The 13,614-nt window shown below is 35.9% G+C and carries 12 protein-coding genes; all 12 read left to right on the top strand.

Annotated elements, in window-relative coordinates; genetic code table 11:
* Positions 1–5 precede the first annotated feature (5 nt).
* The 12 genes from VRK28_RS14810 (at position 6) to rfaH (ending at position 12,712) form a co-directional block, all read left to right on the top strand.
* The gene (locus VRK28_RS14810) at positions 6–1,142 is read left to right on the top strand and encodes a glycosyltransferase (RefSeq protein ID WP_250659805.1); all 1,137 of its coding nucleotides are present in this window, start codon (positions 6–8) and stop codon (positions 1,140–1,142) included.
* A complete protein-coding gene (locus tag VRK28_RS14805) occupies positions 1,135–2,250 on the top strand; it encodes a hypothetical protein (RefSeq protein WP_130167239.1) in 1,116 nt (371 codons plus the stop codon). Before VRK28_RS14810 ends, VRK28_RS14805 begins: the two co-directional genes overlap by 8 nt.
* The gene (locus VRK28_RS14800) at positions 2,247–3,470 is read left to right on the top strand and encodes a hypothetical protein (protein WP_250659806.1); all 1,224 of its coding nucleotides are present in this window, start codon (positions 2,247–2,249) and stop codon (positions 3,468–3,470) included. The genes VRK28_RS14805 and VRK28_RS14800 overlap by 4 nt, the downstream gene beginning before the upstream one ends.
* Positions 3,460–4,329: a glycosyltransferase family 2 protein gene (locus VRK28_RS14795; RefSeq protein WP_130167241.1), complete on the top strand. Its 870-nt coding sequence runs from the start codon at positions 3,460–3,462 to the stop codon at positions 4,327–4,329. The genes VRK28_RS14800 and VRK28_RS14795 overlap by 11 nt, the downstream gene beginning before the upstream one ends.
* Positions 4,329–5,555 carry a glycosyltransferase family 4 protein gene (locus VRK28_RS14790; RefSeq protein WP_130167242.1) on the top strand — a complete coding sequence of 409 codons (1,227 nt, stop codon included), beginning with the start codon at positions 4,329–4,331 and terminating at the stop codon, positions 5,553–5,555. The genes VRK28_RS14795 and VRK28_RS14790 overlap by 1 nt, the downstream gene beginning before the upstream one ends.
* Positions 5,548–6,147 (top strand): sugar transferase, encoded by a 600-nt coding sequence (locus VRK28_RS14785; protein WP_130167243.1) that lies wholly within the window; start codon positions 5,548–5,550, stop codon positions 6,145–6,147. Before VRK28_RS14790 ends, VRK28_RS14785 begins: the two co-directional genes overlap by 8 nt.
* The gene (locus tag VRK28_RS14780) at positions 6,144–6,779 is read left to right on the top strand and encodes an acetyltransferase (protein ID WP_130167244.1); all 636 of its coding nucleotides are present in this window, start codon (positions 6,144–6,146) and stop codon (positions 6,777–6,779) included. Before VRK28_RS14785 ends, VRK28_RS14780 begins: the two co-directional genes overlap by 4 nt.
* Complete coding sequence (locus tag VRK28_RS14775) at positions 6,779–7,627, top strand: 3-hydroxyacyl-CoA dehydrogenase family protein (RefSeq protein ID WP_130167245.1); 849 nt, start codon at positions 6,779–6,781, stop codon at positions 7,625–7,627. Before VRK28_RS14780 ends, VRK28_RS14775 begins: the two co-directional genes overlap by 1 nt.
* Positions 7,627–8,802 carry a DegT/DnrJ/EryC1/StrS family aminotransferase gene (locus VRK28_RS14770; protein WP_130167246.1) on the top strand — a complete coding sequence of 392 codons (1,176 nt, stop codon included), beginning with the start codon at positions 7,627–7,629 and terminating at the stop codon, positions 8,800–8,802. Before VRK28_RS14775 ends, VRK28_RS14770 begins: the two co-directional genes overlap by 1 nt.
* A gap of 149 nt (positions 8,803–8,951) precedes the next feature.
* The gene (locus VRK28_RS14765; protein ID WP_063529827.1) at positions 8,952–10,907 is read left to right on the top strand and encodes a polysaccharide biosynthesis protein; all 1,956 of its coding nucleotides are present in this window, start codon (positions 8,952–8,954) and stop codon (positions 10,905–10,907) included.
* A gap of 27 nt (positions 10,908–10,934) precedes the next feature.
* Positions 10,935–12,101: a nucleotide sugar dehydrogenase gene (locus tag VRK28_RS14760; RefSeq protein ID WP_063529828.1), complete on the top strand. Its 1,167-nt coding sequence runs from the start codon at positions 10,935–10,937 to the stop codon at positions 12,099–12,101.
* 125 nt (positions 12,102–12,226) lie between these two features.
* On the top strand, positions 12,227–12,712 hold the full coding sequence (gene rfaH, locus VRK28_RS14755; RefSeq protein WP_058583906.1) for a transcription/translation regulatory transformer protein RfaH: 486 nt from the start codon (positions 12,227–12,229) through the stop codon (positions 12,710–12,712).
* Positions 12,713–13,614: the final 902 nt, after the last annotated feature.

Genomic DNA, 13,614 nt, shown 5'->3' with positions numbered 1-13,614 from the left:
CTTAAATGAAAATCTTTTTCTTTGGTCAAGCCACTGGCGGAAATGCATTATTGTGGTTCAACTTCCTAAACCATCAAACTAAAAATAATAAGCAATTAGAAATTACATTTTTGGCACGAACCCTTTGTACTTTGAAGCACTCTTTTAAGGTTTTTTCACCTTATGGTTATAAAAAACTACCAAAGGTAATTCAAAAACTAAGGAATAAAAGTGTTTCATTATTTTTACTTGACCTCTATTTATTCCTCCTAAAAAGAAAAGGAATACAAGATTTATTAATTCTACAAGGGAACTATACACCAGCGACTAACTTGAAAGTATTAAGTAAGATAGAGCATAAAAAGTCAATATTAAACATTTATGGAAGTGACTTTTATAGAAAATATCTTAGAAAAGAACTTGATAAAGCTGGGCTGAAACAATTTATAGAGGTTCTTGAAAAAGTAGATGTAATTCATTGTAACTGGCATACAACGAAAGATGACTTCCTAAATGAGTTTCCACAGTTCAGTGAAAAGGTTCTGTGTTGTCCATGGGGAGCAGATTTAGATTGGTATGAACATGAAATGAAACCTAAAAAGAGAAAAGAAAACAAAGTCTTTTTATCTACTAGAGCATTGCACTCATATAATAATGTAGATCTAGTAGTTGAAGCATTTTGTAAAGCTTTTCCTAGTAATACACATCATCAGTTACATATAGTTGGTGCCTATGGTTGCGATCCTGAAGTACTTAAAAAGATACGTAAAACCATTATAGATTATGATCAAAGCAATAACATTAAAATTGATATAGATAAATGGTACGAAGGTATTGATCTAATGAATTTATATGACAGCGCTGATTATAATATTTGTTTTGGTTCTACAGATCAATTAACGATAAGTATCGTTTATGCTTATTTACGGGGAACAAAAAACATACTTTCTCCCTTAGATAATTACCAGTACCTTAGCCAATTAGGTTTCAAAACACAGTCTATATGTGAAGAAATTTCAGTTGAAAACCTTAAAGAAAAGTTTCTATATTTAGTTGATAATTCGATGGATGAAGAAAGTATTATAAGTGATGAAAAATTAGCAAGAGAAGTTTTTAATTTAGAAACAGTCTTTAATCACTATATGGAAAAAATTAATGAATAATAATACTACTCCAGGCTATATAACATTATTAGATATTTTAATTAAGGGCTCTGATAAGCTTGATTTTTCACTAGATTCTATAGAAGCAGGGCATAATGGGCCTTATAAAGATGAAGAGACAAGAGCTAGAAATATCGCACACTGGATAATAATTTTCAGTTGTATATATAAGGAAACTAAAGAAATTAAATATAAAGAGTTTTCTTATCAAGCTATTGATCTTCTTTTATCAGAACAGTTCCGCCCGATGAAAGCAGCATTTTTCTGTCGAAAAAATCCTCTTAAAGACTTCTCTAATGGTGTTATGGGACAAGCGTGGATCATGGAAGCATTAATCTATTCATCAAAAGTTTATAATGATAGTGAGTTGATGAAGCAGGCTATTTCTCTTTATAGAATGCATTCATTTGACAGTAACCGAAGTCTTTGGAGGGTATTGAATGTAGAAGGCTCTTTTGGAGACTTCGACCAAACTTTTAATCATCAACTTTGGTTTGCATCTATAGCTGCAAAGTTGGACTTTAGCATTGCAAAAGAGCAAAGCCTAAGCTTTATGGATAATGTATTAAGCAATGTAGAATTGTATTCAGATGGAATTATCTATCATAAATCATCGATTTATAGTTTTAAAATAGAAAAGAACCTAGGATTTGGTTCGATCTTAGATTATTTTTTCAATAAAATGTATTCTTTTAAAATTAAGCGTTCTCTTTATTCTAAATCTGTAGGTTATCACTCCTTTAACCTGGTCGCCTTAAGTTATTTATATTCTGAATTCAAAGAACATGCTTTTTTCAAAAGTAAAAAGTTTGAGAAAATTATATCAGTAATAAAATCTGAACAATATTTAAAGTCATTAAAGAAATCTAAATATTCTTATCAATATAATCCGCCAGGTATTGAGGAGGCAATAGCACTCTCAAATATTATTTCAGATGAGAATTATGCAATTAAAGCACTTGAAAGGCATTTTTCGATTACAGGAATCAGTAATACAGTCAATGTGCATGACTACCATACAAGTTTAGCTAGGCTTTATGAAATTGCTTTGTTAGATATTAAACTAACTACACCTATTAAGGTATCTTCTGAAATGGTGTCTAAGTGACAAAAGATAAGGTCAACTTTGTAATATTCTTTAGCATTTTCTTTTTTCCATTATTTCCATCAATAATGGTTAATTCTCAGGTTCATATTAATATTTTAGTTTTTTTACTTTCAATACTATACCTGATTATTTATAAAAAAAGTGTTGATTTTTCCCGTGACAAGGTTGTTATAAGTTATTACTTAGTCCTTTTATTATTACTTAGTGTTAGTTTTATTTTTGACATCGTAAGCTTAGAGATATCTATTGGAAGTGGATTTTCCTACTTAAGGCCATTGATGTTGTTGGTGATAACTATTGCCGCTATTGATGCTGTCAAAAATTCTGATTTTGTATGTAAGCAACGGCTGGCTTTGATTGTTCTTGCTTCGACTTTATATGTTTTTGTTGAGTTGATTTTAAACTCTCAGCCATATTTTCATGAGCTCGTTTTTTATCTTTATAAAAGAGAGTTTAGATTTGAACTTTTATTTTATGCTGTAACCTTTTTTGGAACTAGTTACTATTCAGGCTATGCTTTTCTGATTCTTTTCTTTTTGGCATTAATTAATTATAACAAGTATCAAACTACACTTTTTGGTTTCCTTTTAGTCGTCTTTACAGCACTGCTGGTTTTATTATCACAGAGTAAGTCGATGATTTTCTCTTTGTTTATCTGTATATATTTGTATGCTTTTTTTAAATCTAAGAGTTTATTGCTTAAGTCTATTCTATTCTTCTTCCCTTTTGCGTTAGTGTTTTTATTTTTTATTAATAAAGATGTAATTTCTAATCTACTTATCTCAACAGAACTTCGCTCACTAAAGTCTCTTGATACATTATTAATGAATACATCAAACTCTGGAACTTTGAATGTCCGCTTTGAGCAAATAATTTCAGCTTTTAATTCAGCATATGAAAAGAGCATCTTTTTTGGAAGCGGGCTCGGAAGGGATGAAAGTTTAGAATCATTACCGGCTGTATATTTTTTTAGATATGGACTCCTATCAATATTTTTCCATTATTTTGTTGTATTTTTTATTGTAGTCTTCTCATTTATAAAAATGCGTGAACTGCGTAAATCAGATGACTTTATTTACCCGCTTGTGGTATTCTTATGGGCTTTTACTTTACCCTTAACGCAATTTAGTGGGGTAATGGTAGAAATGTCAAAACTATCATATATGTCAGCGCTGATGGTTGGTTATCTTTTAAAGTTGAGAGGTTTGAGTGCCAAATAAAGTTCTTGTATCAGTAATTATACCTTACTACAACTCTAGGGCTAGTTTATCCAAACTGTTATCTTCAATTCCTGAGCATGATTGGCTAGAAGTAATTGTTGTTAATGATCACTCTGACAGTATAGAAGATATAATTTCTAAACATAAACGTTCTATTACTTTTATGCAATTACAAGGGCATCGGTGGGCTGGAGCGGCGCGAAACTTAGGCTTACAAAAATCAGTCGGTCAATTTATTCTATTTGCTGATGCCGATGATTGTTTTTTAGAAGGTGCGTTTGATAAAGTTTATAATTATTGCCATAAATCAAATGATTTAGTTTTTTTTACACCGACGAGTAGAAAAGAGTCGGGAGAATCATCTACAAGGCACCTAAGTTATAAACAGCTTATCTTAGATTTTATTGAAACAGGCAAAGATGCGATAAAATACAGATTTCATGTTCCTTGGAGTAAACTTGTAAGTAGAAAGTTAATTGTAGATAACAATATACTTTTTGATGAAGTGATTGCTTCAAACGATGTTAACTTTTCTTTGAAATGTTCATATTTCGCTAAAAATATTGCTGTTACTACTGATGAAATATACTGTGTTGTTGAAAGTGATCAAAGCTTAACAAAGCAACTGTCTGAAGAAGTAATTGACTCTAGGTTCGATGCACTTTCACGCTACAATGACTTTCTTATTTCTAAAGGCGACCCGAATCTAGCTGCTATGTCAGGCCATCTTTTTTCAGCTTATAAATTCGGCTTTAATAAGTTTTTAAGTCGTTATTTCTACTGTCGCTATAGAGGGTATAAAATTTTTTATAGTTGGTCTCATATTTTTAGTGTTATTAGGAGAAGAAAGTTAGTCTAATGAAAATTTTATATTTGCATCAATATTTTGCTACCCCTTCTTCTAAAAGTGGAACTCGTTCTTATGAGATGGCTAAAAGGTTAGTTAAAAATGGCCATGATGTGACTTTTGTTACATCTTCGGCTTATTTATCTGATGAATTCAGTTTAAAAAATGGATGGAATTATTTAGAAATTGAAGGAATTAAACTTCATATCTTAAATCTTAATTACTCTAATAATGATGGTTTTATTAAGCGAATTTTTAAATTTATTAACTTTTCTATTCGCTCTACATTTAAAGCTTTAAAAGTTAAATCCAATGTGGTTTTTGCTACTAGTACTCCGCTTACAATTGCGATTCCAGGATTAGTCTATTCAAAAATTAAAGGAAAGCCTTTGGTTTTTGAGGTCAGAGATTTATGGCCAGAGCTTCCTATTGCAACAGGGGTGATTAAAAATCCATTAATAATTTCTTTTGCTAGGTGGTTAGAAAAGTATACATATAGAAACTCTTCTCGCCTGGTTGGTCTTTCTCCCGGAATGTGTGATGGTATTGCTCAGCAAGGGATACCTAGAAGTAAAATAACCTTAGCTACTAACAGTTGTGATACAGAACTCTTTGATGTCGATAGTATCGTTGGTGAAAATTATATTAACTCCAATTTTAGCTTTCTAAATGGCCGTAAATTAATTGTTTATACAGGAACTTTCGGTTTGATCAACGATGTTGGGTACCTTGTCGAAATAGCTAAGGAAGCTATGAACATTGCACCTGAGTTATGCTTTGTTGCAATAGGTGAAGGTATGGAGAAAGAAAAGGTTATTGAGAAGGCGTCAAGTGCAGGAGTTCTCAATAAGAATCTTTATATATTACCAGCTGTACCTAAAACGGAGATTGTAAAGATTCTTTCCGCTGCCGACTTATCACTCTCATTATTTGGACCTATAAAGGAGATGTGGAATAATTCGGCTAATAAACTTTTTGATTCTTTGGCCTCACAGACTCCGATTGCTATAAATTACGGAGGCTGGCAAAAAGAATTTATACTTGAGTCTAAATGTGGTGTTGTTCTTGACCATAGGAACTATAAATGTTCGGTTATTAATATCAAAGATTTCTTATTTGATATGAAGGCATATAACCTGGCAAAGGATAGTTGCCGCACACTTTCTTATGAGCGTTTTTCGAGAGATATTATGGCTAAAAAGTTAGAGAACACGATACTGGAAGCATGTGATGATTAAGCGGTTTTTTGATTTTATTGTTTCGCTTTTTGCTTTGCTTTTATTATCCCCACTAATGCTTATTTTATCTTTATTGGTGCGATTCAATATAGGCTCACCTATTCTTTTTAAGCAGGAGCGGCCAGGTCTCAATGGTCATGTGTTTAATATGCTTAAATTTAGAACCATGTTAAATGATACAGATAGTCAAGGCCGACTCTTACCCGATGAAAAAAGAATTACAAAGTTTGGCGCGTTCTTACGTTCAACAAGCTTGGATGAATTACCTGGTCTCATAAATGTTCTCAAAGGTGAGATGAGTTTGGTTGGTCCAAGACCTCTTCTTGTTCAGTATTTACCTCTATATAACAAAGAGCAGGCACGACGCCATGATGTTCGTCCAGGTATAACTGGGTGGGCCCAAGTTAATGGCCGAAATGCTATTAGTTGGGAAGATAAGTTTAAATTTGATGTTTGGTACGTCGATAATCATAGCTTTTTACTTGATATAAAAATTCTTTTTTTAACAGTAAAAAAGGTATTTGTTCGTGAAGGTATTAGTGCTGATGGTGAAGCAACAATGCCACTCTTTAAAGGTAGTGATAAAGAATGAAAGATATTATAGTTATTGGCGGTGGAGGCTTTGCCAAAGAAGTTATTTGGCTAGCTAATGATTGCAATCGTAAAGTTAGAGGTGTCTTAGACGATAATTCCGAAACTCATGGCCTTGAACTTCAAGGTGTAAATGTCTTGGGAAATATAGATTCTTGGATTGAATATGCTTCAGATTGTCAGTTTGTAATTGCAATTGGTAATCCTCGTGTGCGTAAGTTAGTGGCTGATAAAATGAAGCTTTTAGGGGACCCTGATTACGCAATCTTAGTACATCCTAGTGTACGTTTCTCAAACACAGTTAAAATTTCCAAAGGAGCTATTGTTTGCGCTGGAACTATTTTGACAACAGACATTGAACTTGGTGAGCACTGTGTTTTAAATCTTAATGTCACTGTTGGTCATGAGTGTGAAATTAGAGATTTTGTAACAGTTGCACCTATGGCTGCTATTTCAGGAAATGTGACCTTACATGATTTGGTTGAAGTTGGTACTGGGGCTGTAATTAGGCAGGGGCTAACTCTAGAAGGCGGTTCAATGCTTGGGATGGGTGGGGTTCTAACTAAGAATATACCGGAAAAATTTATTTTTGCAGGTAACCCAGCAAAGAAACTCAAGGAGATTGTTGAGTAATGGAAGTATCAATCATTGGTTCAGGTACAATGGCAACAGGTATTGCCCAAGTTATTTGTAACTGCGTTCAGATTACTAAGGTTAACATTATTGCTCGCACAGAAGCTAAAGCAGCTAATGTGATAGATATTTGCGAAAAAGGTATGAAGCGACTTATTCGTAAGTCTAAAATTACCGAAGAGCAAGCTTCTACATCTGTTGAAAAATTACAAGCCTGTACAGATTTAGAGGTCATTAGGAATTCAGATTTAATTATAGAAGCTGTAGCCGAAGACTTTACAGTAAAAATGGAATTATTTTCTAAGCTATCTAACTTAGTGTCCAATAATGCAATCGTAGCAACGAACACTTCTTCTCTATCAATTACTGCTTTTGCCAGTGTACTGCCTAATCCTAAAAATGTTGTAGGCTTGCACTTTTTCAATCCTGCACCCGTAATGGAGTTAGTTGAGATTGTTGTTGGTCATGAAACATCTAGCTCTATTGTGGAAAAGTTAGAGTCACTAACAAAGATGTTAGGTAAATCACCTGTGGTTGTGCAGGAGGCTCCTGGATTCGTAGTTAATCGTATGCTTATTCCTATGATTAATGAAGCTGTTAGTATTTTAGCTGAAGGTGTTGCTACAGCAGAGGATATTGATAAGGCTATGAAGCTTGGTGCGCATCATCCGATGGGCCCATTAGCTCTAGCTGATTTAATTGGTAATGATGTGAATTTATCAATTATGGAAACGCTTTATAGCGAAACAGGTGATCCTAAATACCGAGCACATCCTTTACTAAGGAAAATGGTTCGAGCAAATCATTTAGGGCGAAAATCTAAAAAAGGCTTTTTTGAGTATAAGTAATGTTAAACACTCCTTTTTCTCCGTGGCCAAGCTTTACCCAAGAAGAAGCTGATGCTGTTAGCCGCGTTATTTTATCGAATAAAGTTAATTATTGGACCGGTACAGAAGGCCGTGAATTTGAAAATGAATTTGCGGCTTGGACTGGTACAGAGTACGCTGTAGCGTTAGGTAATGGAACTCTTGCTCTCGATCTTGCTTTAAAGGCATTAGATATAGGTCCAGACGATGAGGTAATTACTACACCTCGTACATTTTTAGCTTCTGCGAGCAGTATTGTTACTGCAGGTGCATCGCCAATATTTGCTGATGTTGATCTTAACAGTCAAGCAATCACAGCTGAGTCTATTAAAGCCGTACTTACTCCTAAAACTAAAGCTGTCATAGTTGTGCATTTAGCTGGAATGCCGGCTGAGATGGATGCAATCATGGCGTTAAGTAATGAGTATGGATTCTATGTTATTGAGGATTGTGCTCAGGCACATGGAGCAAAATACAAAGGTAAGTCAGTTGGGAGCATTGGCCACATTGGAGCTTGGAGCTTTTGCCAAGACAAAATAATGACTACAGGCGGTGAAGGTGGCATGGTTACCACAAACTCTAAAGAGTTATGGTCAAAAATGTGGAGCTACAAAGATCATGGTAAAAGCTTCGATGCCATTTACAATCGCGAGCATCCTCCAGGATTTAGATGGCTACATGAAAGCTTTGGTACTAACTGGCGTATGACCGAGATGCAGGCTGTAATTGGACGTATTCAGCTAACTCGTATGAGTGACTGGACTGCAAAGCGTCAAGCTTATGGTGCACAACTAGATCAGGCTGCAAGTGGTTATAATTGTGTCCGTTTAGTGTCAATACCTGAATATATTGAGCATGCTGAGTATAAGCATTATATGTTTATAAAGCCTGAATCTTTAGCTGAAGGATGGGATCGGGACCGAATAGTTAACGAAATAGTAGCTCGTGGTGTGCCCTGTTTTCAAGGAAGTTGCTCTGAAGTTTATTTAGAAAAAGCTTTTGATAATACTTTGTGGCGACCAGCTGAGCGCTTGAAAAATGCTGTCCAGTTAGGTGAAACCTCATTAATGTTCCTTGTACATCCATCTCTAACTCAGCATGAAATTCAGCAAACTACAATTGCTATACACGAGGTTTTAGAAGCCGCATCTAAATAACATAGTCTTAAGTGGTAGTTAGTTGCTTCTCCGGTAACAAATTGCCACTTTTTTTTACAAAAAAGCAAAGGATTGTTAAGCACTGCTCAACTAGATTATAGGAATTGTTTTAGTTGTTCCTAATGTAGTAGAATTAGAGTAGGACTGATATGTTACTTTTTAATAGGGACCCTTTCTTGTTTTTAGATACTCTTGTCAAATTACCGCGAAACCAAAAAAGAGTTGTTTCTTTAATTATAGATACTTTTTTTATATTTTTATCTTTTTGGCTTGCATTTATATTAAGACTCGATAGCTTGAAAGAGTTTTATGACTACCAGAACTGGTTATTACTTTTAGGGGTATTACCATTAAGTTTGTCTGCTTTTGTGAAGCTAGGCTTATATCGTGCTGTTTTACGGTATATTAACTCTCAAGCTTTATGGGCAATTTTAGCAGGTGTGATCTTATCCACGGTCTCTCTAATTGGCCTTTCATTCTTTATTGGGGCGCAAGTCCCAAGAACTGTACCTGTTATATACTTTTGTATCGCTTTGCTGCTTATTGGTGGTAGCCGATTAACAGTACGTGCGATCGTCGGTAAACTCATTATGCGCAGAAAAGAAGGCGTGGTTATTTACGGTGCAGGCTCTGCTGGACGTCAATTAGCAACTGCGTTGGCTAATGGACCTGAATATGCCCCAGTTGCGTTTTTAGACGATGACCCCAAAAAACAAAATACATTCGTACAAGGGTTGAATGTTTTTTCATCTAAAGAAATTGCAAAAGTAGTTGCTACTAAATCAGTCACGAAAATTTTATTAGCTTTACCAAGTGCTACCCGAAGCCGCAGAAAAGAAATCCTCAATGAAATTGAGTCTTTTAAACTACAAGTTATGACGATTCCTGGAATGGCCGATTTGGTAGCAGGGAACACTTCATTAGAACAAATAAAAGAAGTAGGTGTTGAAGATCTTTTAGGGCGTGACCCAGTAGAGCCAAACACCGAATTAATGTCTGCTAATATTCAAAATAAGGTTGTTTTGGTTTCAGGTGCAGGTGGGTCAATTGGCTCTGAGCTTTGTCGTCAAATTGTTAAAAACTCACCAACGAAGCTAGTCTTGTTTGAACTTTCTGAATATGGCTTATATGCAATTGAAAAAGAGCTGAAAGACTACGTTTTTCAAAACTCCTTAAATATCGAAATAGTGCCAATTCTTGGCTCTATTCAAAACTTTAAACTCATCTCAATGACACTTTCGTCATTTAAAGTGCAAACTATATATCATGCTGCGGCTTACAAGCATGTGCCTTTAGTTGAGCATAATGTTATTGAAGGTGTTAAAAATAATATATTTGGCACCAGTAACATTGCCCGTGCTGCGATAGAAAATAACGTTGAAACCTTTGTACTTATTTCAACCGATAAAGCGGTTCGACCTACCAATGTGATGGGGACAACCAAACGTATGGCTGAGTTAGTGCTGCAAGCATTATCTGATACGCAAAAAACTACGCGCTTTACTATGGTTCGTTTTGGTAATGTTCTGGGTTCTTCAGGCTCTGTTGTACCATTATTCAGGCAACAAATTAAGCAAGGCGGCCCTATCACTTTAACCCATAAAGACATAACTCGTTATTTTATGACGATTCCTGAAGCTGCACAGCTTGTTATTCAAGCAGGTGCAATGGGTAAAGGTGGCGATGTGTTCGTTTTAGATATGGGCGAACCGGTTAAAATAATGGATTTAGCGACTAAGATGGTCCACCTCTCTGGCTTAGAAGTGAAGTCAAATAAACACCCTGAAGGTGATATTGAAATTCAATGTACTGGCCTACGTCCTGGTGAAAAGCTTTATGAAGAGCTATTGATTGGTGATAACGTTGTTGGTACTGATCATCAAAGAATCATGAGTGCACACGAAGTTAAAATGCCATGGGATGAGCTTGAACAAGTTTTACTTGAGCTTAAATCGTCATGTGATTTAAACGATCACCACTCTATTCGTAAGTTGTTGTTAGAAGCACCAACAGCCTTTAATCCCACAGATGGTATTTGTGACCTCCATTGGCTTGAGAGTGTAAAAAATAACGAAAACGTAACTGTATTAAAGAATGCAAAGTAAAAAATAAAGTAGTTTAATTAGGTATATATGAATATTACAATCGCGGGTACAGGTTATGTTGGTTTATCTAATGCCATGTTGTTGGCCCAACATAACAATGTAGTAGCTCTAGATATTGTTGAAGAAAAAGTAGCGCAACTAAATGCCGGGAAGTCGCCAATATCAGATACAGAAATTGAAGATTTTCTTGCTAATAAACAACTGAGTTTTACTGCCACTACAGATAAGCAATTAGCTTATCAAAATGCAGATTTCATCATCATCGCTACACCTACCGATTATGATCCAGAGACCAACTACTTTAATACAAAGTCAGTTGAAGCTGTTATTGCTGATGTACAAACAATAAACCCAACAGCAGTAATGGTTATTAAGTCAACTGTACCTGTTGGCTTTACCGAAAGCATTAAGCAAAAGTTTAATACAGGAAACATTATTTTCTCTCCAGAGTTTTTAAGAGAGGGTAAAGCGTTATACGACAACTTACACCCATCGCGTATTATTGTGGGTGAACGATCAGAGCGCGCCGAGGCATTTGCAAATTTATTAGCACAAGGGGCTATTAAAGAAGGGATTGAAGTATTGTTTACTGATCCAACTGAAGCAGAAGCCATTAAGTTGTTTTCAAATACTTACCTTGCTATGCGCGTAGCCTACTTTAATGAGCTTGACAGCTACGCAGAAAGTCATGGTTTAAATTCTAAACAAATAATCGAAGGGGTAAGTTTAGACCCACGTATAGGTGGTCATTACAACAACCCTTCTTTTGGTTATGGTGGCTATTGCTTACCTAAAGATACCAAGCAATTATTGGCTAACTATCAAAACGTGCCAAACAACATGATCCGCGCCATTGTAGACGCAAACTCTACTCGTAAAGATTTTATCGCAGAGTCGATCCTCGCAAGAAAGCCAAAGGTAGTGGGTATTCATCGTTTAATCATGAAGGCTGGTTCGGATAACTTTAGAGCATCCGCTATTCAAGGCATCATGAAGCGAATCAAAGCTAAGGGTGTTGAAGTGATAGTTTATGAACCTGAATTACATGAAGAAACTTTCTTTAACTCTAAAGTGACCCATGACCTAGCTGAATTAAAGTCTTCTGCAGATGTAATTATTGCCAACAGAATGGTAACTGAGCTCGATGATGTTGCAGAAAAAGTGTACACCAGAGACCTGTTTGGTAGTGATTAGTTCTCACTTGGGGTAATAACAATTTTGTAATAGACACGCCTAAATTCTCTGCGTATAATCGCTGGCTCATAAAAACCAATCCTTTTGGATTGGTTTTAAGGAAAATGAGTATTTTAGGTGTGACTATGGAAAGTTGGTACTTACTTTTTTGTAAATCAAAACAAGAGCTAAGAGCTCAAACTAACCTTCAAAACCAAGGTTTTGAAGTATTCTTTCCCGAACATAAAATCGAGCGTATCGTAAAAGGTCGCCGTTCAATTCGTACATCTCCTCTTTTTCCTAGTTATTTATTTATAAAGCTAGACTCGCAAAACTGTAACTTTTCTGCGGTAAAAAATACCCGTGGAGTAAGTGGTTTTGTTGCTTATGGTCATAAATTTCAAATCGTACCTGAGCAGTTAATTGCTCAACTCAAATCTATGAGTGATATGAGTGAGGTAACATCTTCGCTACCAAAAGCCGGTGATGTTGTTTATCTAAACACAGAGTCATTTAAAAATGTTCAAGCTATTTACCAAGAGTCAGATGGTGACATGCGTAGCATTTTGTTAGTTAATTTATTGAACAAACAAGTCACCGTAAGTGTAGATAATAAAGAAATCAGTTTATAAGTCGCGATTCAAAACGACATTAACGTAGAAACGGCTTTAGCCGCGAACATGATTTAAATGTTCGGCGTTAAAACGCCTCGTACGGAACGGATAATTTATAAGTCGTGATTCCGCGCGACATTAACGTAGGAACGGCTTTAGCCGTGAACATGCTCAAAATGTTCGGCGTTAAAACGCCTACTACGGTGTAAGCATTAAGATTTAACACGTAAAAAACAAAAAATGATAATAAAATCAGTATGTAGGAACTGCAACCTAGGGGCGGAAGCGTGCCCGGAGGGCTAGACAAGCAAAGAGTTTTGCTTTCAAGATGGAGCGAGAAGCGAGAAGCGAGAAGCCCGTAGGAACGGCTTTAGCCGTGAGTGTTTGAAAATGTTCGGCGTTAAAACGCCTCCTACATTACATTTTACGGCGTAGGCGTCACGCTTGCTTGGCGCGTCTCAAACACGGCACTGTTATTAATAATTCGCGCGAAATAAATTTCACGCCTACAAAATTGTACGCACAGTGATGGCCTAGACGCCCAACCTCGTAGGAACGGCTTTAGCCGTGAATGGGAAATAATGTTCGGCGTTAAAACGCCTCCTACATTACATTTTACGGCGTATGCGTCACGCTTGCTTGGCGCGTCTCAACCGCGGCGCTGTTGTTAATAATTCGCGCGAAATAAATTTCACGCCTACAAATGGTTAATACCGAAGGGTAAGGCGTAGCCAATCCCGTAGGAACGGCTTTAGCCGTGAATGGTTGAAAAATTTTCGGCGTTAAAACGCCTCCTACAAGTAGGCTTTTGTATTCATAACGCGATATCGCTTGCAAACACACACAAGCAACGATTTACAATCTTGAAGAACCTAGAACCTAGAACCTAGAACCTAGAACCTAGAACCTAGAACCTAGAA

This window comes from Pseudoalteromonas sp. P80D2 (assembly GCF_036680945.1).
Lineage (GTDB): Bacteria > Pseudomonadota > Gammaproteobacteria > Enterobacterales > Alteromonadaceae > Pseudoalteromonas > Pseudoalteromonas shioyasakiensis.
This window is presented reverse-complemented; position numbering and strand designations above follow the sequence as displayed.